The sequence below is a fragment of the Rhodopseudomonas palustris genome, assembly GCF_007005445.1.
In the GTDB taxonomy this organism is placed as follows: Bacteria; Pseudomonadota; Alphaproteobacteria; order Rhizobiales; family Xanthobacteraceae; genus Rhodopseudomonas; species Rhodopseudomonas palustris_G.
In genome coordinates, this window is the sequence record NZ_CP041387.1 from 3,729,538 (window position 1) to 3,754,649 (window position 25,112).

The following is a 25,112-nucleotide window of genomic DNA, read 5'->3' on the forward strand; positions in this document are numbered from 1 at the left end:
CGATCCCCTCCCCCTTGCGGGGAGGGTCGGCCGAGCGAAGCGGAGGCCGGGGTGGGGGGCCCCGGGCACTGCGCTTGGGGCTTACCCCCACCCGACCGGCCTTACGGCCGGCCACCCTCCCCGCAAGGGGGAGGGGAACTTTCACTCAATCATCGAAGCTCTTGCCGCTGCGCCCCGCCTTGATGTCGCCGCGGCGCTTCTTGCCTTCGAGGCGGCGCTTCTTGGAGCCCAGCGTCGGGCGGGTGGCGCGGCGCGGGATCGGGCGCACCAGGGAGGCTTTCAGCAGTTGTTCGAGCCGCTCCAGCGCATCGGCGCGGTTGCGCTCCTGGGTGCGGAAGCGGTCGGCGCGGATGACAATGACGCCGTCCTTGGTCATGCGCTGGCCGGCGAGCCCGACGAGGCGCGCCGCCGCATCCTCCGGCAGCGCGATCCTGGCGGTGTCGAACCGAAGCTGCGCCGCCGTGGCGAGCTTGTTGACGTTCTGCCCGCCCGGCCCGGAGGCGCGGATGAAGCTGATCTCGATGTCGTCGTCCTCGATCACGAGGTTGCGGCTGATCCGCAGCATGGGGCACCAAAGCGGTTGATGCCGCGCGGACCGCACGGCGGCCCGCTGTGTAGCATGTTTGCCGACCAAGGCGCTCCTTGCGGCGAAGAGAGCTGCATCTCGCCGTCCGCGGCGCGCCCCCTCTCCCCGCGAGCGGGGAGAGGGCTGGGGTGAGGGGGCGTCTCCACACGTCGCAGAGGCTCGGCCGTGTCGAGGCGCCCCCTCACCCGCCCGGCTTCGCCGGTCGACCTCTCCCCGCGCGCGGGGAGAGGTTCAACTATGCCTCGGGGAGAGGTTCGGTCGTGCTCGGGGAAAGCTTGGGCGAATACGAGTCTGAGCGTGGCGTCAGTTCGCTCGTGCCGGCGGCGGGGTGCCGGCGGGCTTCACCATGTTGGGCTCGGCCGCGGCCTGCGGTTGGCGGCCGACCACCACCGTGAGCAGGCCGTTCGACCACAGCCGCTGCGCGACCCGCTTGGCATCGTCGAGCGTCACCGCGTTGACCACTTCGCTTCGCTTGTCGATGTATTCGATCGGCAGCCCGTCGTTCTGATATTGCAGCAGCGCCTGCGCCAGCTTGGCCGAGGTGTCGAGCGACAGCATCTGCGAGCCGTTGATGTAGGACTTCGCCTCGGCGAGTTCCTGCTCGCTCGGCCCCTGCTCGGCGATCCGCTTCACCTCGGCGGTGATGGCGTCGATCGTCTCGGTGACGCGGTCGGCGCGGGTGCCGGTGGAGCCGATGAACAGCGCCGAATGCTGCATCCACAGCAGTTGCTCGTAGATCGAATAGGCCAGCCCGCGCTTCTCGCGCACTTCGCTGTACAGCCGCGACGACAGCGAGCCACCGCCGAGGATGTGGTTGACGACGTAGGCCGCCATGAAATCCGGATCGTGACGTTTGACGCCCGGCCCGCCGAACATCACCACGGTCTGCGGCACCTCCAGCGTGACGTTGGTCCGCTGCGGCGGCTTGGCGGCGACGACGTCCGGCACCGGCGTGAGTTGCGCCTTCGCCGGCAGACTGCCGAAAGTGTCGTCGAGCAGCTTGGCGAGCGCATCGGCGTCGATATCGCCGACCACGGCGATCTTCAGCGTGTCCTTCGCCAGCACCCGGCCGACATAGCTCTTCATGTCGTCGGCGGTGATCTTCGGCAGGCTCTCCAGCGTCCCGGTCGAGGGGCGGCCGTAGGGATGATCGCCGAACGCCACTTCGAGAAACTTGCGGCTCGCCAGCGTGTTCGGATCGAGCGCCTGGCGCCGCAGCGTCGAGATCAGTTGCGCGCGAATGCGCTCGACGTCCTTCGGCTCGAACCGCGGCCTGGTCAGCGAGGTCCGCAGCAGGCCGAACGCCTCGTCGCGGTTCTCCTTCAGCATCCGCAGCGAGCCGCGGAAATAATCGCGATTGACCGCATAGGACAATTTGATGGCACGCCGATCCAGCCGCTCGTGGAAGCTCGCCGAATCCATGTCGCCGGAGCCTTCGTCGATCAGGTTCGCCACCATGTGGCCGACGCCCGGCTTGTCGGCGGGATCCTGGCTGGCGCCGCCGTCGAACGAGATCTCCATCGAGATCAGCGGCACGGTGGCGTCCTGGACGAACCAGGCCTCGAGCCCGCCGGGGGTGACCAGCCGCTGGATCTTGGCGGCGGCCTCAGACGGCGCGGACGACAATGCGACGGCGATGCCGACGCAGGCGGCGAGCGCGATGCGGCGCGCCGAAGACAGGTCGATGCTCACGAGCGCTTCTCCTCCTGCTTCGCCGCCGGGCCGTTGACCAGATAGCCGGTCGCCGAACGATTGCGGTCGAGCCATTGTTTCGCCGCCGCCCGCACGTCGTCGGAGGTGACGGCGCGGATGCGGGCCGGCCAGCTCTGGACGTCCTGCACGCTCAGTCCGGTGGTCAGCGCCTGGCCGTACCAGCGGGCCAGCGTCGCCTGATTGTCCTGGGCATAGACCGCGGCGGCGATGAGCTGGGTCTTGACCCGCTCCAGATCCTCGGAGCGGACCGGATTGGCGACGAGGTCGGCGATCACCTCGTCGATCTTCTTCTCGATCGCCGAAAACTCGACGCCGGGCTTCGGCGTTCCCGCCACGATGAAGTAGCTGTCGTCGAGCGCATTCCCCTGGTAGTTGGCGCCGACCGTGATCGCCAGCGGATTGTCGATCACCAGCGCGCGGTACAGATACGAATTGCTGCCGTGGCCGAGCAGTTGGGCCAGAACTTCCAGCGCGACGCTGTCGCCCTTGGCTCCGGTGTGGGCCGATGGCACCAGATAGTAGCGCCGCACCGCCGGCTGTTCGACGCGCGGATCGGCCAGCGTCACCGTGCGCGGTCCCGCCGGCGTCGGCTCCTGCGGCCGCTCCCGCTGCGCCGGAATCGCCGGTTGCGCCGGGATCGGGCCGTAGATCCGCTCGGCGAGCGGGCGAACCTCGCCGGCCTCGACGTCGCCGGCGATCACCAGCGTGGCGTTGTTGGGCGCGTAGAACCGGCGATAGAACGCCAGCGCATCCTCGCGGTCGAGCTTGGCGATCTCCTGATGCCAGCCGATCACCGGCCGGCCGTAGGGATGGTTGAGATACAGCGCCGCCATGATCTGCTCGGTCAGCCGGGCATCGGGATCGTTGGCGACCCGCATGTTGTATTCTTCGAGCACGACGTCGCGCTCGGGGAGCACGTTTTCGTCCTTCAGCACCAGGCCGGTCATCCGATCGGCCTCGAACGTCATCATCTGTTCGAGGTGGGACTTCGGCACGCGCTGGAAGTAGCCGGTGAAGTCGTAGGAGGTGAACGCGTTCTCGTTGCCGCCGATCTTCAGCACGGTCTGCGAGAATTCGCCCGCCGGGTGCTTTGCGGTGCCCTTGAACATCAGATGTTCGAGGAAATGCGCCAGCCCCGACTTGCCCGGGGTCTCGTCCGCGGAGCCGACCTTGTACCAGATCATCTGCGTCACCACCGGGGTGCGATGATCGGGGATCACCACCACCCGCAGGCCGTTCTGCAGCGTGAAGGTCGTCGGCGGCGCGGCGGTGACGGTCTGGGCGGCGGATGGCGGCGCGGCGGCGAACACCGCGGCGAGGACCGCGAACGCGGCGAGCGGGCGGCGGCGCGAAGCGACGGATGCGGTCATATCAGGCATCATCCCGGCTGGAGATTAGGACAGGGTCGAGCGTGCGTGGGCAGGGTCGAGTGCAGGTCGCGCGGCGTCGCCACGGCCCGACGATGCCGGGGCCTGCGCAACCGAGCAGACCAATACAGGTGATGCCGCGTGAGACGGCGCTCCGTGCCGTGACGGACCGGACAGCAACCAGACTCAATTGCTGGTTTCTTTGCCCGTCATGATGTCGATGCGCTTGTTGCCGAGCGCTTCTTTCGGACCGGTGCCGTAGGCATAATTCGACGACGGCGTCTGATAGCCGACCGGCGGCTGGGTCAGGGTCTCGCGGGTGGGCTCACCCGAGAAGGTCGCGGTCTCGGTCTTGCTGCCGCCGAACACGCTCCACAGCGAACCGTTGAAGCCGAGCTGAGACGGGCTCAACATCGGATTGTTCTGCTGGTTGCCGGGCTGCATCGGATCGTTGCCGCCCTTGCCGGCCTCGGCTCGGACCGATTTGAGCTGCGACGGCGTCAGCGGCTGCGCCGATTCCCACGGCGACGGCTTCGCCTTGGACTCGGCGGCCCTGATCTCCTTGCGGCGCTGCAGGTCGGCGTCCTTCGGCCAGTTCGGCGCAGGGGCCGCGGCGGCCGCCGTTTCCGGCGGCGGCAAGTCGAGCTTGGGCGGCACCACCAGCGGCGAGCGCTCGCGATAATTGATGCCGGAATTTTCCATATTGGTGGCGCCGATGCCGGACATCAGACCCTTGATGATCTTCTCCTCAAAGGTGGTGTCGTCACCATCGTCCTCGGCATGGGCGACGCCGGCCGTCAGCACCAGTCCGATCCCGATGGCAACGGCGGCCAGCCGGACGGTGCGGAGCATCGCAGCGGTGGACGTGTCCAGCGTCGGAAGGCGGCTGTCGGTCTGGCGCATGGCGTTGATCCTATTCACGTCTTGCGATCGGGCTGCACCCGGGGAGCGGCCCACTTCCGCGCGGTCGGTATCGGCCGGGATCAGGGCGCTTTTGCGGCGGGTGGCCCCAGCAGGGAGTCATACAGCAGGGCCGCCACCCCGACAACAATCGCGACGTCGGCGACGTTGAACACGTACCAATTGTAGATTTTGCCGCCGATTTCGGCGTGAAGCAGCGCAAAATCGACCACCGCGCCATAGGCCAGCCGGTCGATCGCATTGCCGATCGCGCCGCCGATGATCAGGCCGAGACCGATGGTCGCAACCTTTGTGGTGGAGCGCGCCATCCAGATCGCCAGCGCCACGATCGCCACCGCCTTGAACCCCAGCATCAGGATTTGCCCGGTCGGGCCCTGGTCGGAAAACCAGCCGTAGGAAATCCCGGTGTTCCAGGCCAGCACCAGATCGAAGAACGGCAGCACCTGGACGACGCCCTTCCGCGCCAGCTCGAAACCATACAGCAGCCACAGCTTGGTGGCCTGATCGAGCACCAGCGCGACGACGGCGGCGAGGACGCCGAGGCGGACGGGGGTCATAGGTTTGGCCTCGCCCCACACTCTGTCGTCATGCCCGGCCATAGCCGCGACGGAGCAACCGTCGCTTCCTCCTCATCCTGAGGAGCGGCGTCTGCGCCGCGTCTCGAAGGATGAGGGCCACGGAACCTGATGGTTCGAGACGCGCGCCGATCGGCGCGCTCCTCACCATGAGGGACCGGTGCGCGCGCCACGCCGCTCAAGCCGCTGCGCCCCCCAGCGCCTTCCATTCCCGCAGCGCCTGGGCGTCGCGGGGGGAGACGTCGGGGTAGTCGGCATCGCTGCCGACGCTGGACAGGATCTTCCAGGAACGGGCGCATTTGGTGCCCTGGGCGCGTTCGACCACCACGGCGACGTCGGCCAGCTCCGGCAGCCGGAACGCGTCGGCCGGCGGGGTGTCGTTGCCGCGCAGGATCTCGACCATCGCGTTCGAAGTGATGCAGATCTCCGCCCAGTCGACGTCGAAGATGTCGCCCATGAACGCTTCCGGCAGGTAGATCATCGGCGAGGCTTCGAGCGACGATCCGATCCGCTTGGCCGCACGCTCGACTTCCAGCGCGCCGGTGACGACGCGGCGCACCGCGCGGATCAGCGTCCACTTCTTGGCCAGCGCGTCGTCGCGATAGCCGCCGAGATCCAGCGGGAACAGCGTCAAATGCACGCTCGGCTCGGCGTCCGGGCGATACATCGTCCAGGCTTCATCCGCGGTGAACGACAGCACCGGCGCCAGCCATTTCAGGATCGCGTCGCAGATGATGTCGATCGTGGTCAGCGCGGCCTTGCGGGCCAGCGACGACGGCGGATCGCAATACAGCGTGTCCTTGCGGATATCGAAATAGAACGCCGACAGCTCGGTGTTCATGAACGCCGCCAGCGACGCCACCACCGTCTTGTAGTCGAACTCGGCATAAGCGGCGCGGATCGTCGCGCTCTGCTCGGCGAGCTGATGCAGCATCAGCCGCTCCAGCTCCGGCATGTCGGCGAACGCCACGGCCTCGTCGCGACGATAGTGATGCAGCGTGCCGAGCATCCAGCGGATCGAGTTGCGCAGCTTGCGATAGGTCTCGACCACGTTCTTGAGGATCTCGGGACCGATGCGCTGATCGTCGGCGTAGTCGGTGGCGCACACCCACAGCCGCAGGATGTCGGCGCCGGAGGATGCGATCACCTTGGCCGGATCGGTGGTGTTGCCGAGCGACTTCGACATCTTGCGGCCCTGCTCGTCGAGCGTGAAGCCGTGAGTCAGCACGACGTCATAGGGCGCGCGGCCGCGGGTGCCGCAGCTCTCCAGCAGCGACGAATGGAACCAGCCGCGATGCTGGTCCGAGCCTTCGAGATACATCACGGTGTCGGCGCCGCCGTCGACCTTGCGGCGGATGCCGGCGAGGCCGGGGAAGTTCTGCGCGTCTTCCAGCACGAACGCGTGGGTCGACCCGGAGTCGAACCAGACGTCGAGAATATCGTCGACCTTCTGCCAGCCTTCGGCCGCGCGTTCGCCGAGGAAGCGCGCGGCGGCGCCTTCGGCGTACCAGGCGTCGGCGCCTTCCTGCATGAAGGCCTCCGCGATGCGCTGGTTGACGATCTCGTCCTGCAGGATCTCGACCGAACCGTCGCCCTTGTCCTTGATGAACACCGCGATCGGCACGCCCCAGGCGCGCTGCCGCGAGATCACCCAGTCGGGACGGCCGGAGATCATGCCGTTGATGCGGTTCTGGCCGGCCGGCGGCACCCATTGGGTGACGGAGATCGCCTGCAGGGCCCTCGCTCGGAGCGTATCCCCCCTCACCGCATCGCTGCGCGCTCCCTCTCCCGCTTGCGGGAGAGGGTTGGGGTGAGGGCGCCCCGAGGATGGCGTCCCGCCGTGGACCCCCACCCCCGACCCCTCCCCGCAAGGGGGAGGGGGGAGGATGTCCTTGTCCATCGCGATGAACCATTGCGGCGTGTTGCGGAAGATCACCGGCTTCTTCGAGCGCCATGAATGCGGGTACTGATGCTTCAGCTTGCCGCGCGCCAGCAGCGCTCCGCGTGCGATCAGCGCCTGGATCACCGCCTCGTTGGCGTCGCCCTTCTCGCCCTTGTCGTTGATCACCCGCTTGCCGGTGAAGCCCGGCGCGTGATCGGTCAGCGCGCCGTTCTCGTCGACGGTGTAGGGGATGGTCGACGAGATGCCCCGCGCTTCCAGCGCACGCGCATTGTGCATCCAGATATCGAAGTCCTCGCGGCCGTGGCCCGGCGCGGTGTGGACGAAGCCGGTACCGGTATCGTCGGTGACGTGGTCGCCGTCGAGCAGCGGGACGGTGAACTCATAGCCGCCAGCGAGACCGCGCAGCGGATGGGCGCACTCGCTCGCCTTCAGCACGTCGGCATCGACGTCCATCACCTTCTCGTAGGCCGCGACGCGCGCCTGCTTGAACACGCTTTCGGCGAGTGCGTCCGCAAGGATCAGCAACTCGCCGGCCTTGGCCCAGTTATCGACCGGAGCGTCGGTGACCTTGTAGAGACCATAGCCGATCTTGGACGAGAAGCTGATCGCGCGGTTGCCCGGCAACGTCCACGGCGTCGTGGTCCAGATAACCACGCTGGCGTCCTTGGTCGACGCATCGCCGGTCTTGACCGGAAACTTCACCCACACCGTATCCGAGGTGTAGTCCTCGTACTCGACCTCGGCTTCGGCGAGCGCGGTCTTTTCGACCACGCTCCACATCACCGGCTTGCTGCCGCGATACAGCGTGCCGTTGGCGGCGAACTTCATCAATTCGCGGGCGATCTGCGCTTCGGCGGCGTAGTTCATCGTCGCGTAGGGATGATCCCAGTCGCCGATCACGCCGAGCCGCTTGAACTCCTCGCGCTGCACGTCGAGCCATTTCTGCGCATAGGCGCGGCACTCCTTGCGGAACGCCACCATCGCGGCCGAGTCCTTGAAGTTCGGCTTCGGCTTGCCCTTGGAGCGGTAGTTCTCTTCCTCGATCTTCCATTCGATCGGCAGGCCGTGGCAGTCCCAGCCTGGCACGTAGTTGGAGTCGAACCCGAGCATCTGCTGGCTCTTGGTCACGACGTCCTTGAGGATCTTGTTCAGCGCGTGGCCGATATGGATGTGACCGTTGGCGTAAGGCGGGCCGTCGTGCAGCACGAATTTGGCGCGGCCCTTCGCGCCCTCGCGCAGCTTGCCGTAGAGGTCGATCTCCTCCCAGCGCTTCAGCAGCTCCGGCTCGCGCTGCGGCAGCCCGGCGCGCATCGGAAACTCCGTCTGCGGCAGGAACAGGGTCTTGGAATAGTCGTTGCCGCTCGGGGCGGCGTCGGTCTTGGCGGGCTTATCGGTCATGGCGGCGTGAATAGCGGTTTTGGAGGGCTTCGGAAACCCGATTGAACCGTCCCGGCAATCGAATTTGCTTCGAGATGCGCCGATTGCGGGACACCCGCAAGGTGCCGGTTGCAGCCGCCCTCCAAAAGACTAATCTATTGATCGATGGAGGAATTCCATGTCGGTCAGGCCGCCTGCTGAAGTTTTTGAGGAATTGAAGAGGCTTCGCCGCGAGGGAGATAGCCGTCCCCTCGACCAATTGCTGGACGATGCCCGACAGGCCCTTCGTGGACCGGTCGACTCCGCCATAGACCTGATCCGCACCCTCGAAATCCGCGCATTGGCGGACCGGGTCTTTGCCGATCCGGCCAAGGCAGAGGGCTGGCTCAGCCGTCCGAACCGCAGCTTGAACGGACAGCGTCCCGTGGACCTGCTGCGTGACGAACTCGGCGCTGCGGTCGTTCGCGAAGAACTGGAGCAGATCGACCACGGAATCTTTGCCTGAGTCCCCTGCCGTGGAGCTTTGGCGGATCTCGAATTATGCGGACCTGACCGGGACCGGCGGACTCAGAGCCAGCGGCCGCTGGCACAGCCGAGGGCGGCGGATCGTCTATCTGGCCGATCATCCGTCGAGCGCGCTGCTCGAAATGCTCGTCCACATGGACCGCGAGTTTCTGCCTCCGACCTACCAAATGCTGCGCGTCGCGATCCCGAGCGGGGTCGAAACGGATATCGTCGCGGCTGACGAACTGCCTTCGGATTGGGCCGAACGGCTCGAAGTAAGTCGCCGGATCGGCGACAATTGGCTCGATCGCGGGTCGCACCCGTTGCTCCGGGTGCCCTCAGTCATCGTGCCACAAGCCGTCAACTACCTGCTCAATCCGGCTCACCCCGGCGCGGCAGGCATCGCGATCGCCGAGATCATCCACGCTCCGTTCGATCGGCGGCTGATCGGCGAATAGAGCTGTTTCAGCCCTTCCCCAGCGGCTTGGCCGGGTTGCCGCCGACGATGGCGTGCGGGGCGACGTCGCGGGTGACGACACTGCCGGCACCGATCACGGCGCCGTCGCCAATGCTGATGCCGGGCAGGATGATGGCACCGCCGCCGATCCAGACGTCGGCGCCGATCGTGACTGGGCGGCCGAATTCCAGGCCGTCGCGGCGGGTGGCGGCATCGCGCGGGTGGTCGGCGGCGTAGATCTGTACCGCCGGCCCGATCTGGGTGCGGTCGCCGATCCGGACCGGCATGATGTCCAGGATCACGCAGTTGAAATTGAGGAAGACGTTGTCGCCGAGGAAGATGTTGTAGCCGCAGTCGCAGAAGAACGGCGGCCGCACCACCGCACTTTTGCCGACATGGCCGAAATGCTCGGACAGCAGCACATGCCGCTCCGCAGCCGGCTGGGCGCCGGACGCATTATAGCGGGCGATCCAAGCCTTGTTGGCGGCCTCGTCGGCGGCAAGCTCGGGGCTGCCGGGGCGATACAGCTCGCCCGCCAGCATCTTCTCCTTCTCAGTGCGGCTCATCCGAGCGTCCCGAGCTTGGGGAACGCGCCGGCGGCGGCGGCGAGCGCGGCGCGGGCGCGGGCCGAGTCGTCGTCCATCTGCCGGATCAGCGCCTCGATGCTCTCGAACTTCTCCTCGGCGCGGATGAAGGCGATGAAGGCGACGTCGAGCGTCTCGCCATACAGCGGCTCGTTGAAATCGAACACGAACACTTCGAGCAAGGCTGCGCCGTTGTCGAACGTCGGGCGGCGACCGAAATTCGCCACCGCGTCGTAATGCCTGCCCTTGCGGCCGACCCGCACCGCATAGATGCCGTGCTTCAGGCTGCACTCCGGGTCGAGCCTGATATTGGCGGTCGGATAGCCGAGGTCGCGGCCGCGCTTGTCGCCGTGGATCACCTCGCCGGTGACGAACCACGGCCCGCCGAGCATCTCGGTGGCGGCGGCGATATGGCCCTGCTCCAGGCATTTGCGGATCGCGCTCGACGACACCGGGTGATCGCCGAAATCGACGTGGGGCTGGACGTCGACCTCGATGCCGAGCGCCGGCGCCTCGCCGACCAGCATCGACGGCGAGCCGCCACGGCCTTTGCCGAAATGGAAGTCGTAGCCGATCGCAATGCCCTGCACCCCGAGCCGGCCGATCAGCTCGTGCTGGATGAAGTCGTGCGCCGTGGTCGAGGCGCGGCGCGCGTCGAAACTCAGGATCACCGCACCGTCGAGCCCGGTGCCGGCCAGCAGCCGCAGCTTGGCGGTCTCGTCGGTGAGGCGGAACTGCGGGACATCGGGGCTGAAGAACTTGCGCGGATGCGGCTCGAACGTCACCGCCAGGGCCGGCGCTTTCTTGATCCGCGCCATGTCGAGGCAGGCGCCGATCACGGCGCGATGGCCGCGGTGGACGCCGTCGAAATTGCCCATCGCCACCACCGCGCCCTTCGGGATCGCGGCCGTCGGCGTCTCGTCGCGGATTACGGCAAAGCCTGTCATTTGGGATTCAGTTCATCGCTTTCGGGTGGGGAGGCGACCGTGACGCGGAGCCGCGCGCGGTGTCAAGCCGTGGAGCGCCCAGGGACACCTCTGACGAGACTGAAGCCGGAAACGCTCGCTCAGCCGCCGCGCAGCGGCGGGACTTCGAGCCGGTCGCGGCGGCAGGCGCGGCGGTCGATCTCCTCGCAGGCCCGGAATTGCAGATCCTTGCTCATGCAGATCCGCACCTCGCTGAGCCGCTTGCGGTCGCACATCACGGCGATCGCGGCGTTCGACAGCCCGGGATTGACCTTGATGAAGGCGTCCTCGACCTCGTCGGCGGTGACGGTGCGCGGCTCCTTGGCGTCGATGAAGTCCGGCGGCACCCGGACCGCGGCGCGGGCCTTGCGGATCTGCTCGAAATAGCTGCGCTGCGGCAGCCCGGTGCAGGTGCCGTGCTTGTCCCATTGATTATAGATCAGACCCGGCGCCGGCATCAGGTCGAGCATCGACTCGACGATGCGGCGGTCGAGCCGCGGCGCCGGACGCTCGCAATATTCCGGAAAGCCGCGCTCGTATTGCGGCCACAGCCCGTGCACCACAAAGGCGAACGGGCGTCCGCCGCATTGCAATTGCTGCGACCGGCCGCTGAGGCCGCGTTCGGACGCCTGCTCGCAATAGGACGGCGACCACGACAGCGCCAGCACGTAGAAGTCGAACTCGCCGGGTGCATTCTGGCGGTCCTGAGCCTCGGCTCCCGGCGCCCCAACCAGCGCTGCGAACAGCACTGCAAGCGCCGCACAGGCGGCGATCAGCGACCGTCGACGACCAATAAATCCAACCATGCGACAAGGCCCCGCTGCCGGCGTGCGATCAGCCTACCCGAGCTCAGGAACGTTTCAAGAACCCAAATGGTCGATGGCGCTGCGGCGTGGCAACGCTGCCCGGCTCAGGGCTTGGCGGCCTTGCAGGCCGGATTGAACGCCCAGTTGCGATCCAGCCCGACCACGCAGAACTCGACGCCGTCGGTGAAGCCGGCCAGGCCGCCGTCCTCGATGATCGAGAAATACACCGGATGGGTCTTGCCGTCGTTCAGCAGCACCTCGGCGGCGCAGAAGCGACGCGGAATGTTGTCGCTCTGCCAGGGCCGGAACGCGACGTCGCGGATCTTGCCGTAGGCGGTGATCCGCAGATCCGAATTCCAGAAGGTGCCTTCCTTCTCGGCGAACTGGTGGGTGATCGACGGCAGCGCCGCTTCGCACGGCGGCAGATTGCCGTCGTAGCGCGGCCCCGACAGCCAGAAGTTCATCTCGAGCGGATTGGCCGCCTGGGCGGTCGGCGCCAGCGCGAACAGGCCGAGCAGAGCCGCGACCGCGGCGACGGGCGTTTTCAACGTCGAAATGAATCGCATGGCTCATCCACCGGAATTCGATGCGGCGGACGGTGCCGCGAAGCCATGCCGAGGTCAAGTGCGGCCCGGCCACACCTCGGCACAACCCGATGCGGAACGGAGACGCATTCTTTCCATTCTCGTGGCGGCGTTCTAGACTCGTCTTCAGCGACATGAGGAGATTGCGATGCGATTGATGGGGGCTGCCGGCTTGGCCGTTCTGGGCGCGATGCTGGCGGGCACGGCGGCGCGCGCCGATTATGTGCCACCGTTCAAGGGTAATGATACCGGCGGCATCATCTCCTCCAATCTGATCGGCCACGCCGACGTCCGCGCCATGGCGATCGATCACTGCGCCCGCTACGGCAAGGTGGTGAAGCTGCTCGGCGTCCAGGCCAATTACGGCGGCTACATCTCGTTCGCCTGCCGTTGGGTGCCGTATGGCACCGACGAGCGGCCGCTGCGCACCAAATACTGAGCGGAGCCGCAGCGATGAGCCGTGGCCGCCTTCGTTCTGTCTGGCTGCTTCCGCTTCTGCTCGCCGCACCGGCGACGGCGGCGCAGGCGATCGAGCTGCCGACCCGCAAGGCGGGCCTGTGGGAATTGAAGATGGCACGGCCCGGCGGCGACCCCGGCTCGGACATCACCATCCTGCATTGCACCGACGAAGCCACCGACAAGCGGATGACGAAGTCGCTGCAACCGATGGCGAGCGAGACCTGCTCCAAGCAGGAGACGCAGAAGACTGCGGCCGGCTACGTCACCGATGCGGTTTGCGACGTCGCCGGCATGAGCACCACCTCGCATTCCGAGGTCACCGGCGACTTCAACTCGGCCTATACGGTCAAAGTCACGTCGCACACCGACAAGCCGCTCCCCGGCCTGCCGAAGGACGGCAGCATGACGCTGGAAGCCAAATGGCTGGGCCCGTGCAAGGACGGTCAGAAGCCGGGCGACATCGTGATGCCGGGCGGACTGAAGATGAACATCGCCGACATCGAAAAGCTCAAGGCGCTGATTCCGAAGGCCAAGTAACGATCAAGTAACGGCCGAGACCGGAGCCGTCCCCCAGAGCAGTTCTGCTTTTTATAGAATCAGAGCTGATCCGCACCGCGTGCCACACGCACAACCTCATGGTGAGGAGGCGCGTAGCGCCGTCTCGAACCATGTGACGCAGGGAATGCGTTGCCCCATCCTTCGAGACGCCCGGCTTCGCCGGTCTCCTCAGGATGAGGACTCAGTGCCTTCGGAAAGGTCGGATCGTTTCAATCAAACGATGAACCGCTCTAAGACGGCTCTCAGCGGCCATGCCCGCATTCCGGCGGGGCGCTCCGTGCGCAAAAGACACACTCGGCTACGGACTATCCCTACTCCGTTGACAGCCGCCGACCTTCCCGTGATGTTACAGTGTAACGCCATCGGCCCGGGCTCGCCGGTGGTGTTCGGGGCGGGTGGGGATGAGCTGGGCGCGGGCGAACATCGGATGGGGGGCAAAGCTGGCGCTGATCGCGCTGGCGCTGCAATTCGCCCTGTCATTCGGCCACATCCATGGCCTGGAAGCGGTGGCGACGGCGATCGTCGAAGCCGCGGAGACCAACAGCCCGGCCGAACCGGATAACGATCGTCATCACGGCGCGGCCGCCGATCTGTGCGCGATCTGCGCCGTCACGGCGATGGCCGGCTCGGCGCTGGATGCCGCGCCCCCGACGCTGCCGCAGCAGCAGGCACACGCCATCCACTACCGCCTGGCCGCATCCGGCATTGCCGAGCCGTCCGCTCCGCCCGGTGCATTCCAGCCCCGCGCGCCCCCGCTGTCCTGACCTCGATCCCTCGTGAACATCGCGCCACGCCGCAAAACGGCGCTGCGCGGCCTCGTGATCGATCTGCGTCACCGCAGATCCCGGCTCACTGTGAGCCGGACAGTCAGGACCGAACCATGTCATCTCGTTTCAAGACCGGGCTTCTGCTCGGCACCGCAACGCTCGCCGTCTACAGCGCCGGTGCTCCGGTCGCTTTCGCGCAATCCGCCACCACACTGCCCGAGGTCACCGTCACGGCGCCCAGCCCGATCGTGCGCCGTCATCAGGCGGCCCCGCAGCAGCGCCCGGCCGCCCGCGTCGCCACCACGACGCGCCAGCGCGGTCCCGCCCAGCCCGAGACGCCCCCGGTGGCGCAGGCCGCACCGGCGCCGCAACCCGGCATCCTGCCGATCGTCACCGACCAGTTCGCCACCGTCACGGTGGTGCCGAACGAGGAGATCCGCCGCAACGGCGGCGGCACGCTCGGCGACCTGCTCGGCAACAAGCCCGGCATCACCGGCTCGCAATACGCGCCCGGCGGCGCCAGCCGGCCGATCATCCGCGGCCTCGACGTCAACCGCGTCAGCATCATCGAGAACGGCATCGGCAGCAACGGCGCCTCCGACCTCGGCGAAGACCATTTCGTGCCGGTCGATCCGCTATCCACCAACCAGATCGAAGTGATCCGCGGCCCAGCCACGCTGCGCTACGGCTCGACCGCGATCGGCGGCGTCGTCAGCGCCACCAACAACCGCATTCCCGATGCGCTGCCGCCGTGCGCGCAGCCGTTCCAGAGCTACGGCCTGCCGGCCAAGGCGCCGACGCTGATCGGCGGTGCCGGCTGCATGAACGGCGAAGTCCGCAGCGCCGTCAGCTCGGTCGATCGCGGCGTCGAAGGCGCAGTGCTGCTCGATGCCGGCGGCAAGAACGTCGCGGTCCATGCCGACGTCTACGGCCGCAACGCCGGCGACTACAACGTGCCGAGCTATCCCTATGCGGCCCCCGGTATGCCGTTCAACGGCCGCCAGCCCAACTCCGCCGCCACCGCCGCAGGTGCCTCGATCGGCGGCTCGTATCTGTTCGACGGCGGCTTCATCGGCGCGTCGATCACCCAGAACAATTCGCTGTATCGCATCCCCGGTGTGGAGGGCTCGGAGGTCGGCACCCGGATCGACGCCAAGCAGACCAAGTTCAACGCCAAGGGCGAATATCGCCCGGATGCGGCAGCGATCGACGCGATCCGGTTCTGGGTCGGCGCCACGGACTACAAGCACAACGAGGTCGGTCAGGCCACCGCCGGCGACCCGACCACCGATGGCGTGCGCCAGACCTTCACCAACCGCGAGCAGGAAGGCCGCCTCGAAGTGCAACTGGCGCCGTTCAACGCCGGCTTCGCGGCGGTCACCACCGCGGTCGGTGTGCAGGCCGGACATCAGGAACTGACCGCGCCGAGCCCGGACGATCCGGGCAGCCCGCTGAACGGCCTGTTCGACCCGAACAAGAACACCCGGGTGGCCGGCTACGTGTTCAACGAGCTGCAGTTCACCAACACCACCAAGGCGCAGGTCGCCGGCCGGATCGAGCACGTCGAACTGTCCGGCTCGACGCCGTCGTTGATTCCGGAAATCTTCGACCTCAACAGCGACCCGAGCGCGATCGGCCCGGCAACCCAGCGCAACCTGTCGTTCACGCCGAAGAGCCTGAGCCTGGGTCTGATCCAGGCGCTGCCGTGGGGCCTGTCCGCCAGCATCACCGGACAATACACCGAGCGTGCGCCGAAGCCCGCCGAACTGTTCTCGCGCGGCGGCCACGACGCCACCGCGACCTTCGACATCGGCAACCCGAACCTGAAGATCGAAACCGCGAAGTCGGTCGAGGTCGGACTGCGCCGCGCCGATGGTCCGTTCCGGTTCGAGATCACCGCCTACTACACGCAGTTCAGCGGCTTCATCTATCGCCGCCTGACCGGGAATACCTGCGAGGAGGTGGAGTGCGCGGCCGGCGCCGGACTGGAACTCAATCAGGCGATCTATTCGCAGCGTGACGCCACCTTCAAGGGCGGCGAATTCCAGAGCCAGCTCGACGTCGCCCAGCTCTATGGCGGCACCTTCGGCATCGAGAACCAGTTCGACATCGTGCGGGCGACTTTCGCGGACGGCACCAACGTGCCGCGGATTCCGCCGATGCGCGTCGGCGGCGGCCTGTACTGGCGCGACGCCAACTGGCTGATGAAGGTCAACCTGCTGCACGCCTTCGCGCAGAACGACGTCGCCCCGATCGCCGAGACCACGACGCCCGGCTACAACCTGCTGAAGGCCGAGGTGAGCTATCGCACCAAGCTCGATCCCAATGTCTGGGGCGCGCGCGAAATGCTGCTCGGCCTCGTCGGCAACAATCTGCTGAACGAGGACATCCGCATCGCCACCTCCTACAGCAAGGACAACGTGCTGATGCCCGGCATCGGCGTCCGGGCCTTCGCCAACGTGAAGTTCTGATCCACCGAAGTCATTCCGGGGCGCTCGCGTCAGCGAGCGAACCCGGAATCCAGAAGTTGTTGCAAAAAGAGATTCCGGGGTTCGCTGCTCCGCGGGCCCCGGAATACGCTGGGCAGTGAGCTTACGCCCGCGCCCTGCTCCAGTCCGGCCGGATCGGGCCGCTGACGCCATCGAACGCGCCCTCGACCAGTTCGGCGACCAGCAGACGGCCGTAATCGACCGGTCCCGGCATCGTCACCCGGCCTTTCGGAATCTTCTTGAAGCCGGCCCGGCTGTAATACGGCTCGTCGCCGACCAGCACGATCAGCTTGTGGCCCTGCGCCCTGGCATCCGCCAGCGCGCGTTCGAGCAACAGCCGGCCGACTCCGCGCGAGCGGAACGGCGGCTCGACCGTCAGCGGACCGAGCAGCAGCGCCGGGGTGTCGCCGATCGTCACCGGCAATTGCCGCACCGAGCCGACCAGCAGCGTGCCGATCCAGGCGGTGAACGACAGCTCGGCGATGTGGTCGACATGCTCGCGCAACCGATAGGCGCTGAGCACGAAGCGGCCGGGCCCGAAGGTACGCTCGTGCAGCCGTTCGATGGCGTGCGCGTCGTTGGGGGCTTCGGGCAGGATGGTGAGTTTCAGATCGGACATGACGGAGGCGAAATAGCACCGCCTCCGCATCAGGTCCATCGCCGCCAGACTGCTCCCGGCCTAAACCCGTTGAGGCGCGGCGGCGGGCGAGGCGCCGTCGGGACCGCCGGCAGACTGCGTGGCATCGGCCTGCTCCGTCGGCACCGCGACGCCCTTGTCACGGGTGACATAGACCGTCTGCGACGGGAAGGCGAAGCCGCTGCCGGCCTCCGCAACCAGCTCCATGATCCGCAGGTTCAGTTCTTCCTGGACCTCCAGGAATTCGTCCATGCTCACGGCGTGGACGTAGGAGAAGATCTCCACCCTGAGCGAAGTCGCCCCGAGCCCGATAAATCGGACCCGCGCGGGATCGTCGTCGACTTTGGGATGATCGAGCAGCATTTGCCGGAGGGAGGCGATCAGCGCGCGGATCTGATCCGGCGTGGTCTCGTAGCGCAGGTCGAGAACCGGGTGAAACCAGAACTTGTCGCGCCGGCTGTAGTTTTCGATCTGCACCGCGGCGAGTTGGCCGTTCGGGACCGTGACGACTGTGCGGTCGAGGGTGCGGATGCGGGTCGACCGCATACCGATGTCCTCGATGGTGCCCATCGTCTCGCCGAACTTGCAGAAATCGCCGACCCGCATCGGCTGGTCGGTGACCAGGGTCAGGCTGCCGACCAGGTGCTCGATGGTCTTCTGCGCACCCAGCGCGATCGCGATACCGCCGATACCGAGAGCGGCGAGACCGGCGGTGACGTTGTAGCCGAAAGCGTTGAGACCGGCGATGATCGCAAACGCGATGATGACGAACTTGACGCTGCGGCGGATGAAGGTGACCGCCGACAGCATCGACAACCTGCCGCGCAGCGTCATGCGGTCGATCGCGAATGCGGCGAGCGCATCGACGACCCGCCAGACGATCCACGACAGCGCGACCCAGGCCAGAAACTCGGTGACGCCGGACATGTGCTGGCGCGCCACGATCGAGACGCCGGCCAGAACCATCGCAACCCGCAGCGCCCAGGCGGTCAGGAACAGCCGGACCGGCAGCGCGGAGGCGCTCAGCACGCGCCGGAACCGCGAGTCGCCGGACGCCTTGCGCAGCCGGAACACCAGCAGCCCCAGCGCGCCGGTGATCAGCCAGATCGCGCCATAGACCAAGACGGCGAGCACCAGCACGGCGAGCCAGTGCCCGACCGGCGCGCCGGCGATGCGATATTCGTCACGCAGGGCGTAAGGCAGCAGCCTGTCGACCCAGCTCGACAGCACCGTGCGGGACAGTTCCGGCAGCTCGCTGACGGTGCGAGCCGACACCAGCCAGATCTTGACGCCGTCCTTGCTGTCGACCCGCTGCGCCAGCAGGTCGACCGTGCCGTGGTCGGTACGGACCAGGCCGAACTTCTCGAGGTCCGGGGCGAGGCCGTCTTCCTGGTCGCCCTGCGGCTCCGAACTCAGGCGTAGCCGGGAATACAACAGGCCGCCGCGATCGAGGATACGCTGGAGCTGCTGCGCGACGCTTGGTCCCCAGGCATCCTTCTCCTGGCTGAGATCGAGATACATCGCGGCGCGTTCGTAGTTCTGCTCCGCGGCAGCAGCGATAAAGCCCGCCACCATGCCGGCCGGCGTCTCGCGGCCGAGCGGATCGGTCGGTGCCGGCGGCGCCGCCGGCGCCGCGGCGCTGCCGTTACCGTTGACGCCAGGAACCTGTGCCCATCCGGGGCCAGCGGCCAACATCGCGGCGACAACGATCAGAACTCGAACCAATGCACGTGCAGTTGACGTCAAAATCGATCCTCTCGCAGGAATACGGGATGAATGGTCGCGCTGGCGGCCTTCGCCCCGCCTTGGGCGAGGCTGACAATCCGAGACCATGACAATGCTGCACCGCCACTAGCGGCGAAATGGGCCATCTGTGTGGTCGCCAGTTTGTGGTCGCAAGACAAGCTGTGAAACGGTGGCGACACCAGCATTCGGGAACACGCGCTGAGGCTAGCGCCAGGTCGCGATTGGCGGTCTACCGCCGAGCACCTCGGCGATCCGCAACCGCGTCCCTGGCGTGGTTTCGGCCGGCAGCGCATCAGCCGCAAAGAAGCCGCTGGCGATGATCTCCCGGTTCGGCTCGGGCTGCCTGTCTTGCTGGTAATTCCGCACCACGTAAACGGCAACGTGATCGCGCGGCGACACATGGCTGTTGAGGAAAATGCCGTGCAGCGTCGGCGCGCCGGTCAGCGCGATCCGGCCCTCCTCCATCAGCTCGCGGGCGAGCGCATCGACGAAGCTCTCGCCGACCTCGACGCCGCCGCCCGGCAGATGCCAACCGACGACATAAGAATGCTTGATCAGGAACACCCGGTCCTGGTCGTCCAGCACCACGGCGCGGGCCCCGAGCGTCATGCCGCGCGCGAATCGCCAATACAGATGAAACGCCCGTGTCAGCACCGGCTCGAACTTCAAACGTAGATTCTGAACCGCCGTCACCGCCGGACGTCCCTTCCGCCAAAGGCGCAGCGGAGGCTTGCGCCGGTCCGGCCAACTTGCCAAAACCGCAGAGGTTTTCACAGGCGGCAGTTCGCGACCGGCTCGCAATGCGCGGCGTCGCGACAGGATCGGGCGATGACCGTATTCACTCTGGCGCATCTGTCCGACCCGCATCTGCCGCTGCCGCCCAAGACCGGCCTGCGCCACCTCGCCTCCAAGCGCGCGCTCGGCTACCTGAACTGGCGGCGTAACCGGCACCAGATCCACCGCCGCGACATCCTCGACAGGCTGGTCGCCGATCTGCAGGCGCAGCAGCCGGACCATATCGCGGTCACCGGCGATCTGATGAACATCGCGCTGCTGAACGAGTTCGCCCCGGCGCGGCAATGGCTGGAGAGCGTCGGGCCGGCCGACCGCGTCAGCCTGGTGCCGGGCAATCACGACGCCTATGTCCGCTCCACCGCGCACCGCTTCGCCGAGACGTTTCCGGACTACATCAGCGGCGACGACGCGGTGCCCGGCTTTCCGTATCTGCGCCGCCGCGAGGGAATCGCCATCATCGGGGTGTCGAGCGCGGTGCCGACCGCGCCGCTGCGCGCCACCGGCTGGCTCGGCGCGGCGCAGCGCGCAGCGCTGGAGACGCTGCTGCAGAGCCTTTCCGGCGAGCGCGTGTTCAAGGTGCTGCTGATCCATCATCCGCTGCAATCGCGGTCGCGGCACAAGCGGTTGACCGATTCCGCGGAGCTGATCGCGCTGTTGCAACGGCATCCGGTCGACTTGGTGCTGCACGGCCACGACCACGTCCACGCCACGGTTCGGATCGAGACGCCGTCCGGCGCGATTCCGGTGGTCGGCGTGCCGTCCGCCTCGGCGATGAACGACCGTCACCGCCCGTCGGCAGCCTACAACCTGTTTACGATCAGCGAAGGCAATGACGGTTGGCGCTGCGAGCACCGCGTCCGCGGCTTCCAGGCCAGCGAACAGATTGTCGACGTGCGCCCGCCCGAAATGCTGTAGCGCCGGGTGCCGCATACCGCGGCTGCGCGCCGCGCGCGGCGTCAGGAAATCCGCAGCGCCGCGAACAGCGCGAGGGCGAACAGCGCCAGCGCGCCGGCGACAAAGCCGAGTACGAAGGTCCACAATCCGCTGCGGCGCTGCGGCGCGGGCGGCGGCGGCGCGGCTTGGACCGGAGGCGCCGACAGCGCCCGCTCGCGTTCGACCAACCGGCGGGCCACATAGGCGGTCACCGCATCGACGATCCTGGCCGCCTCATGGGATTCGGCCAGCACGATCCGGCCGTAAGCGGTATCCTGGACGAAGCGGTAGATCCGCTTGTCGCGGCCCATCACCACATGGGCGACGACATCGATCCACAGCCGCGGCGTGTCGCCCTGGCTGATGCCGCGGTCGAACAGCTCGATCCCGGCCGGGATGTCGGCGAACAGCGGGTCGAGCGCTTCGCTCAGGATTTCGAGCCGGGCAATCTCGGCATCGCGCAGGTCGACGACCACGCCGGTGCGGTCGGCGGCCTCGATCCGGGCCTGCCGCAGCGCATCCTTGAGCCGCATCGGCCGCGCCGCCGTGCTTCCGGAGTTGTGAGCATCCGCCATTCTCGACTTCAGCCTCATGCTTGCCTGAGCCCGCCGCCGATTAACCTATCAGTAACCCTTCGGCCGCGAAAGCCGGTTGCGGATCAACCAGTTGGCTCATCCACGGCAGTCTGACGGACGTGCCACCGTCTGGTTTGAGGGCTCCCCAAAACGACGATGGCGGCCCTGCCGGGTTGCCCCGACAGGACCGCCAAAGTCCTTGGACGTCTTCTATCTCGTCAGCTCGCCGGGCGGCGCGTGCGCCGCCGCGGTTCAGGAACGCATCAGGCCGGGGTGACGGCCCGGTTCGGCTCTTCCACGATCGAGAACCGCACGCCTGCGCGATGGCGATTCTCCTCGGAAAGGACCTTCCAGGCCTCTTCGGCCTCCTTGCGCGTCTTGAACGGACCCTTCACCTGGGCCGACCCTTCGACGAGCTTGTGGAAGTTCATCGAACCGAACTCGCCACCGATCACCCAGAAGTTGCTGCCCGCTGTCATGGTCCTTCTCCTGCTTCTTTCCGTTTAGCTGAACTGGTTCATCGTGTTATGGGCACCGCCGGCCTTCAGAGCGGCTTCGCCAGCGAAGTATTCCTTGTGGTCGTCGCCGATATCCGAACCGGCCATGTTCTGATGCTTCACGCAGGCGATGCCCTGACGGATCTCCTGGCGCTGCACATTCTTAACATAACCCAGCATGCCCTGGTCGCCGAAATACTCCTTGGCGAGATTGTCGGTCGACAGCGCAGCCGTATGATAGGTCGGCAGCGTGATCAGATGATGGAAGATGCCGGCGCGCTTGGCGGCATCCGCCTGGAAGGTGCGGATCCGCGCGTCGGCTTCGATCGCCAGCGCGGTGTCGTCGTATTCCGCCTTCATCAGCTCGGCGCGGTTGTACTTGCTGACGTCCTTCCCTTCGGCCTTCCAGGCATCGTAGACCTGCCAGCGGAAGTTGAGCGTCCAGTTGAACGACGGCGAGTTGTTGTAGGCCAGCTTGGCGTTCGGGATGACCTCGCGGATGCGGTCGACCATGCCGGCGATCTGCTCGATATGCGGCTTCTCGGTCTCGATCCACAGCAGGTCGGCACCGTTCTGCAACGAGGTGATGCAGTCGAGCACGCAGCGGTCTTCGCCAGTGCCGGGACGGAACTGGTACAGATTGCTGGGCAGACGCTTCGGACGCAGCAGCTTGCCGTTGCGGCTGATGACCACATCGCCGTTACCGACCTTGTTGACGTCGACTTCCTCGCAGTCGAGGAAGCTGTTGTACTGGTCGCCGATGTCGCCCGGCTGGTGGCTGACGGCGATCTGCTGGGTCAGGCCGGCGCCGAGCGAGTCGGTGCGGGTGACGATGATGCCGTCTTCGACGCCGAGCTCGAGGAAGGCGTGACGGACCGCGCGGACCTTGGCGATGAACACGTCGTGCGGCACGGTGACCTTGCCGTCCTGGTGGCCGCACTGCTTCTCGTCCGAGACCTGATTCTCGATCTGCAGCGCGCAGGCACCGGCTTCGATCATCTTCTTGGCGAGCAGGTAGGTGGCTTCGGCGTTACCGAAACCGGCGTCGATGTCGGCGATGATCGGCACGACATGGGTCTGGAAGTTGTCGATCTTCTCGATCAGCGCCGCTTCCTTGGCCTTGTCGCCTTCCTTGCGGGCGGCGTCGAGCTGACGGAAGATGTCGTTGAGTTCACGCGAGTCGGCCTGGCGCAGGAAGGTGTAGATCTCTTCGATCAGCGCCGGCACCGAGGTCTTCTCGTGCATCGACTGGTCCGGCAGAGGGCCGAATTCGGAGCGCAGCGCCGCGACCATCCAGCCCGACAGGTAGATGTAGCGACGATCGGTCTTGCCGCCGCCGTGCTTCTTGATCGAGATCAGCTTCTGCTGGGCGATGAAGCCGTGCCAGCAGCCGAGCGACTGGGTGAATTTGGTCGGGTCGGCATCGTAGGCCGCCATGTCGGCGCGCATCACCGCCGCGGTGTAACGCGCGATGTCGAGGCCGGTCTTGAAACGGTTCTGCAGCCGCATGCGGGCGACGGCTTCAGCGGTCACACCGGTCCAGGTCGGCTTGTCCTTGAGGAGGGCTTCGGCGGCTTCGATTTCGCTCTTGTAGGTGGCCGGACCCTGGATGGCCAGGTCGCTGATCCCACGGGGCTGGAAGTTCATGTCGATGATCCCTTCGGTACGAATAATTCGCAGTCACGACATTCGTGACAATCGCGCTGCGAAACGTGCCGGGAGATAAACGCGAGATGACAGAAGACGTACAGACCTCTTGCGAACGAATGGTGATGTCATGTAACTTCAGTACATGTCACAATTGTTATTTTGTAAATTTTGTAAAAAGCGATATCCGGGGCGGAATCTGAAAGGATCGTGAAAATGGCCGGCGATACCGGTAAAAAACTGTTCGTGGGCCCCCGGTTCCGCCGCATTCGGCAGCAGCTCGGTCTGTCGCAGACCCAGATCGCCGAAGGATTGGGCATTTCTCCGAGCTACGTCAACCTGATTGAACGCAACCAGCGCCCGGTGACCGCCCAGATCCTGCTGCGGCTTGCCGAAACCTACGATCTCGACCTGCGCGACCTCGCCACCGCCGACGAGGACCGGTTCTTCGCCGAACTCAACGAGATCTTTTCCGATCCCTTGTTCCGGCAGATCGACCTGCCCAAGCAGGAGCTGCGCGACCTCGCCGAACTGTGCCCCGGCGTGACCCATTCGCTGCAGCGGCTGTACGCAGCCTATACCGAGGCCCGCCGCGGCGAGACCATGGTGGCGGCGCAGATGGCCGACCGCGAACAGATCCGCTACGAGGCCAACCCGATCGAGCGGATCCGCGACATGATCGAGGCCAACCGCAACTACTTCCCCGAGCTGGAGCAGGCCGCCGAAGCGGTGCGCGACGAGCTGAATATCGGCTCGCAGGAGATGTTCGGCGCGCTGACCGACCGACTGCGGGAGCGCCATTCGATCACCACCCGGATCATGCCGGTCGACGTGATGCGCGAGACGCTGCGCAGGTTCGACCGCCATCGCCGGCAACTCTTGATCTCCGAGCTGATCGACGGCCCCGGCCGCGCCTTCCAGGTCGCGTTCCAGACCGGGCTGACCGAGCATGGCGGGGTGATCGACGCGATCGTGCATCGGGCCGGCGGGCTCGAGGACCAGGCGCGGCGGCTGTATCGCATCACGCTCGGCAACTACTTCGCTGCTGCCGTGATGATGCCCTATGCGGCGTTCCACGCCGCCGCCGAGCAACTCTCCTACGACGTCAACGTGCTGGCGCAGCGCTTCAACGCCGGCTTCGAGCAGGTCTGCCACCGCCTCACCACGCTGCAGCGGCCGAACGCCCGCGGCGTGCCATTCTTCATGCTGCGGGTCGACAACGCCGGCAACGTCTCCAAGCGGTTCTCGTCCGGCACCTTCCCGTTCTCGAAATTCGGCGGCACCTGCCCCTTGTGGAACGTGCACTCGACCTTCGACACGCCGGACCGGCTACTCAAGCAGGTGATCGAACTGCCCGACGGCAGCCGCTACTTCTCGATCGCCCAGATGGTCCGCCGCCCGATCGCCCCGCACCCGCAGCCGCAACCGCGCTTCGCCATCGGCTTAGGGTGCGAAATCCGCCACGCCTCAAAGCTGATCTACGCCGCCGGCATGGACCTGGAAAAAGCCGAAGGCACTCCGATCGGCGTCAACTGCCGCCTCTGCGAACGCGAACACTGCAGCCAACGCGCCGAGCCGCCGATCACACGGACGCTGATCCTCGACGAGAACACGAGAAGGGCCAGCAGCTTTGCGTTCAGCAATGCAAGGGAGTTGTGAGGGACTGG

At 66.6% G+C, this 25,112-nt stretch carries 24 protein-coding genes; 8 read left to right on the forward strand and 16 right to left on the reverse strand.

Annotated elements, in window-relative coordinates; all coding sequences use genetic code 11:
• Positions 1 to 145 precede the first annotated feature (145 nt).
• From arfB to ileS, 6 genes are all read right to left on the reverse strand, one after another.
• On the reverse strand, positions 146 to 565 hold the full coding sequence (gene arfB / locus FLL57_RS17105) for an alternative ribosome rescue aminoacyl-tRNA hydrolase ArfB (RefSeq protein WP_142883506.1): 420 nt from the start codon (positions 563 to 565) through the stop codon (positions 146 to 148).
• A 324-nt stretch (positions 566 to 889) separates the two neighbouring features.
• Entirely contained in the window at positions 890 to 2,278 is a 1,389-nt protein-coding gene (locus FLL57_RS17110; protein ID WP_142883507.1) for a M16 family metallopeptidase, read from the reverse strand.
• Positions 2,275 to 3,669: a M16 family metallopeptidase gene (locus tag FLL57_RS17115; RefSeq protein WP_142883508.1), complete on the reverse strand. Its 1,395-nt coding sequence runs from the start codon at positions 3,667 to 3,669 to the stop codon at positions 2,275 to 2,277. Before FLL57_RS17115 ends, FLL57_RS17110 begins: the two co-directional genes overlap by 4 nt.
• Positions 3,670 to 3,852: 183 nt before the next feature.
• Positions 3,853 to 4,569, reverse strand: a complete 717-nt coding sequence (locus FLL57_RS17120; protein ID WP_013504242.1) for a hypothetical protein — start codon at positions 4,567 to 4,569, stop codon at positions 3,853 to 3,855.
• 80 nt (positions 4,570 to 4,649) lie between these two features.
• Complete coding sequence (gene lspA, locus FLL57_RS17125) at positions 4,650 to 5,144, reverse strand: signal peptidase II (protein ID WP_013504243.1); 495 nt, start codon at positions 5,142 to 5,144, stop codon at positions 4,650 to 4,652.
• Positions 5,145 to 5,340: 196 nt separating this feature from the next.
• Entirely contained in the window at positions 5,341 to 8,463 is a 3,123-nt protein-coding gene (gene ileS / locus FLL57_RS17130) for an isoleucine--tRNA ligase (protein WP_142883509.1), read from the reverse strand.
• A gap of 157 nt (positions 8,464 to 8,620) precedes the next feature.
• On the opposite strand from ileS, the gene FLL57_RS17135 reads away from it, so the two are divergent.
• The gene (locus FLL57_RS17135; protein WP_047307223.1) at positions 8,621 to 8,947 is read left to right on the forward strand and encodes an MbcA/ParS/Xre antitoxin family protein; all 327 of its coding nucleotides are present in this window, start codon (positions 8,621 to 8,623) and stop codon (positions 8,945 to 8,947) included.
• A gap of 10 nt (positions 8,948 to 8,957) precedes the next feature.
• Positions 8,958 to 9,404, forward strand: a complete 447-nt coding sequence (locus tag FLL57_RS17140; RefSeq protein WP_047307224.1) for an RES family NAD+ phosphorylase — start codon at positions 8,958 to 8,960, stop codon at positions 9,402 to 9,404.
• A 7-nt stretch (positions 9,405 to 9,411) separates the two neighbouring features.
• On the opposite strand, the gene FLL57_RS17145 is transcribed toward FLL57_RS17140, so the two are convergent.
• From FLL57_RS17145 to FLL57_RS17160, 4 genes are all read right to left on the reverse strand, one after another.
• A complete protein-coding gene (locus FLL57_RS17145; RefSeq protein WP_047307225.1) occupies positions 9,412 to 9,969 on the reverse strand; it encodes a sugar O-acetyltransferase in 558 nt (185 codons plus the stop codon).
• Positions 9,966 to 10,934 carry a bifunctional riboflavin kinase/FAD synthetase gene (locus tag FLL57_RS17150; RefSeq protein ID WP_047307226.1) on the reverse strand — a complete coding sequence of 323 codons (969 nt, stop codon included), beginning with the start codon at positions 10,932 to 10,934 and terminating at the stop codon, positions 9,966 to 9,968. Before FLL57_RS17150 ends, FLL57_RS17145 begins: the two co-directional genes overlap by 4 nt.
• A 119-nt stretch (positions 10,935 to 11,053) precedes the next feature.
• Positions 11,054 to 11,758: a ribonuclease T2 family protein gene (locus FLL57_RS17155; RefSeq protein WP_142883510.1), complete on the reverse strand. Its 705-nt coding sequence runs from the start codon at positions 11,756 to 11,758 to the stop codon at positions 11,054 to 11,056.
• 104 nt (positions 11,759 to 11,862) lie between these two features.
• The gene (locus FLL57_RS17160) at positions 11,863 to 12,324 is read right to left on the reverse strand and encodes a hypothetical protein (RefSeq protein WP_013504248.1); all 462 of its coding nucleotides are present in this window, start codon (positions 12,322 to 12,324) and stop codon (positions 11,863 to 11,865) included.
• A 166-nt stretch (positions 12,325 to 12,490) separates the two neighbouring features.
• On the opposite strand from FLL57_RS17160, the gene FLL57_RS17165 reads away from it, so the two are divergent.
• The 4 genes from FLL57_RS17165 (at position 12,491) to FLL57_RS17185 (ending at position 16,597) form a co-directional block, all read left to right on the forward strand.
• Positions 12,491 to 12,781 (forward strand): hypothetical protein, encoded by a 291-nt coding sequence (locus FLL57_RS17165; RefSeq protein ID WP_047307227.1) that lies wholly within the window; start codon positions 12,491 to 12,493, stop codon positions 12,779 to 12,781.
• Between the two features lie 14 nt (positions 12,782 to 12,795).
• Positions 12,796 to 13,338, forward strand: a complete 543-nt coding sequence (locus tag FLL57_RS17170; protein ID WP_047307228.1) for a DUF3617 domain-containing protein — start codon at positions 12,796 to 12,798, stop codon at positions 13,336 to 13,338.
• 422 nt (positions 13,339 to 13,760) lie between these two features.
• Positions 13,761 to 14,123: a hypothetical protein gene (locus FLL57_RS17180; RefSeq protein ID WP_047308659.1), complete on the forward strand. Its 363-nt coding sequence runs from the start codon at positions 13,761 to 13,763 to the stop codon at positions 14,121 to 14,123.
• Between the two features lie 116 nt (positions 14,124 to 14,239).
• Positions 14,240 to 16,597, forward strand: a complete 2,358-nt coding sequence (locus FLL57_RS17185; RefSeq protein WP_047308658.1) for a TonB-dependent receptor — start codon at positions 14,240 to 14,242, stop codon at positions 16,595 to 16,597.
• Positions 16,598 to 16,718: 121 nt separating this feature from the next.
• Here the strand turns inward: FLL57_RS17185 and FLL57_RS17190 are convergent, their stop codons facing one another.
• From FLL57_RS17190 to FLL57_RS17200, 3 genes are all read right to left on the reverse strand, one after another.
• Positions 16,719 to 17,234, reverse strand: coding sequence for a GNAT family N-acetyltransferase (locus FLL57_RS17190; protein ID WP_041808073.1), 516 nt, complete (start codon positions 17,232 to 17,234; stop codon positions 16,719 to 16,721).
• A gap of 60 nt (positions 17,235 to 17,294) precedes the next feature.
• Positions 17,295 to 18,947: a mechanosensitive ion channel family protein gene (locus tag FLL57_RS17195; protein WP_047308125.1), complete on the reverse strand. Its 1,653-nt coding sequence runs from the start codon at positions 18,945 to 18,947 to the stop codon at positions 17,295 to 17,297.
• Positions 18,948 to 19,202: 255 nt separating this feature from the next.
• Positions 19,203 to 19,691, reverse strand: coding sequence for an NUDIX domain-containing protein (locus FLL57_RS17200; RefSeq protein ID WP_013504255.1), 489 nt, complete (start codon positions 19,689 to 19,691; stop codon positions 19,203 to 19,205).
• Between the two features lie 135 nt (positions 19,692 to 19,826).
• Here FLL57_RS17200 and FLL57_RS17205 point away from each other — a divergent pair, with 135 nt between their 5' ends.
• Entirely contained in the window at positions 19,827 to 20,708 is an 882-nt protein-coding gene (locus FLL57_RS17205; RefSeq protein ID WP_142883511.1) for a metallophosphoesterase family protein, read from the forward strand.
• A gap of 41 nt (positions 20,709 to 20,749) precedes the next feature.
• Here FLL57_RS17205 and FLL57_RS17210 read toward each other — a convergent pair whose 3' ends face one another.
• The 3 genes from FLL57_RS17210 to FLL57_RS17220 all read right to left on the reverse strand — a co-directional run bounded on the left by FLL57_RS17210 (position 20,750) and on the right by FLL57_RS17220 (position 23,445).
• On the reverse strand, positions 20,750 to 21,301 hold the full coding sequence (locus tag FLL57_RS17210) for a hypothetical protein (RefSeq protein ID WP_013504257.1): 552 nt from the start codon (positions 21,299 to 21,301) through the stop codon (positions 20,750 to 20,752).
• Between the two features lie 263 nt (positions 21,302 to 21,564).
• Complete coding sequence (locus FLL57_RS17215; RefSeq protein WP_013504258.1) at positions 21,565 to 21,780, reverse strand: DUF4170 domain-containing protein; 216 nt, start codon at positions 21,778 to 21,780, stop codon at positions 21,565 to 21,567.
• 24 nt (positions 21,781 to 21,804) lie between these two features.
• Positions 21,805 to 23,445, reverse strand: a complete 1,641-nt coding sequence (locus FLL57_RS17220) for an isocitrate lyase (protein WP_142883512.1) — start codon at positions 23,443 to 23,445, stop codon at positions 21,805 to 21,807.
• A gap of 216 nt (positions 23,446 to 23,661) precedes the next feature.
• Between FLL57_RS17220 and FLL57_RS17225 the strand changes: the two genes are divergently transcribed.
• Positions 23,662 to 25,104, forward strand: a complete 1,443-nt coding sequence (locus FLL57_RS17225; protein WP_013504260.1) for a helix-turn-helix domain-containing protein — start codon at positions 23,662 to 23,664, stop codon at positions 25,102 to 25,104.
• Positions 25,105 to 25,112: the final 8 nt, after the last annotated feature.

Bases quoted from the DNA above. Each gene is read 5' to 3' on its own strand.
- arfB (WP_142883506.1), bottom strand. From the start codon at position 565: ATGCTGCGGATCAGCCGCAACCTCGTGATCGAGGACGACGACATCGAG.
- FLL57_RS17115 (WP_142883508.1), bottom strand. From the start codon at position 3,669: ATGACCGCATCCGTCGCTTCGCGCCGCCGCCCGCTCGCCGCGTTCGCG.
- FLL57_RS17120 (WP_013504242.1), bottom strand. From the start codon at position 4,569: ATGCGCCAGACCGACAGCCGCCTTCCGACGCTGGACACGTCCACCGCT.
- lspA (WP_013504243.1), bottom strand. From the start codon at position 5,144: ATGACCCCCGTCCGCCTCGGCGTCCTCGCCGCCGTCGTCGCGCTGGTG.
- ileS (WP_142883509.1), bottom strand. From the start codon at position 8,463: ATGACCGATAAGCCCGCCAAGACCGACGCCGCCCCGAGCGGCAACGAC.
- FLL57_RS17135 (WP_047307223.1), top strand. From the start codon at position 8,621: ATGTCGGTCAGGCCGCCTGCTGAAGTTTTTGAGGAATTGAAGAGGCTT.
- FLL57_RS17145 (WP_047307225.1), bottom strand. From the start codon at position 9,969: ATGAGCCGCACTGAGAAGGAGAAGATGCTGGCGGGCGAGCTGTATCGC.
- FLL57_RS17150 (WP_047307226.1), bottom strand. From the start codon at position 10,934: ATGACAGGCTTTGCCGTAATCCGCGACGAGACGCCGACGGCCGCGATC.
- FLL57_RS17155 (WP_142883510.1), bottom strand. From the start codon at position 11,758: ATGGTTGGATTTATTGGTCGTCGACGGTCGCTGATCGCCGCCTGTGCG.
- FLL57_RS17160 (WP_013504248.1), bottom strand. From the start codon at position 12,324: ATGCGATTCATTTCGACGTTGAAAACGCCCGTCGCCGCGGTCGCGGCT.
- FLL57_RS17165 (WP_047307227.1), top strand. From the start codon at position 12,491: ATGCGATTGATGGGGGCTGCCGGCTTGGCCGTTCTGGGCGCGATGCTG.
- FLL57_RS17170 (WP_047307228.1), top strand. From the start codon at position 12,796: ATGAGCCGTGGCCGCCTTCGTTCTGTCTGGCTGCTTCCGCTTCTGCTC.
- FLL57_RS17180 (WP_047308659.1), top strand. From the start codon at position 13,761: ATGAGCTGGGCGCGGGCGAACATCGGATGGGGGGCAAAGCTGGCGCTG.
- FLL57_RS17185 (WP_047308658.1), top strand. From the start codon at position 14,240: ATGTCATCTCGTTTCAAGACCGGGCTTCTGCTCGGCACCGCAACGCTC.
- FLL57_RS17190 (WP_041808073.1), bottom strand. From the start codon at position 17,234: ATGTCCGATCTGAAACTCACCATCCTGCCCGAAGCCCCCAACGACGCG.
- FLL57_RS17195 (WP_047308125.1), bottom strand. From the start codon at position 18,947: ATGTTGGCCGCTGGCCCCGGATGGGCACAGGTTCCTGGCGTCAACGGT.
- FLL57_RS17205 (WP_142883511.1), top strand. From the start codon at position 19,827: ATGACCGTATTCACTCTGGCGCATCTGTCCGACCCGCATCTGCCGCTG.
- FLL57_RS17210 (WP_013504257.1), bottom strand. From the start codon at position 21,301: ATGGCGGATGCTCACAACTCCGGAAGCACGGCGGCGCGGCCGATGCGG.
- FLL57_RS17215 (WP_013504258.1), bottom strand. From the start codon at position 21,780: ATGACAGCGGGCAGCAACTTCTGGGTGATCGGTGGCGAGTTCGGTTCG.
- FLL57_RS17220 (WP_142883512.1), bottom strand. From the start codon at position 23,445: ATGAACTTCCAGCCCCGTGGGATCAGCGACCTGGCCATCCAGGGTCCG.
- FLL57_RS17225 (WP_013504260.1), top strand. From the start codon at position 23,662: ATGGCCGGCGATACCGGTAAAAAACTGTTCGTGGGCCCCCGGTTCCGC.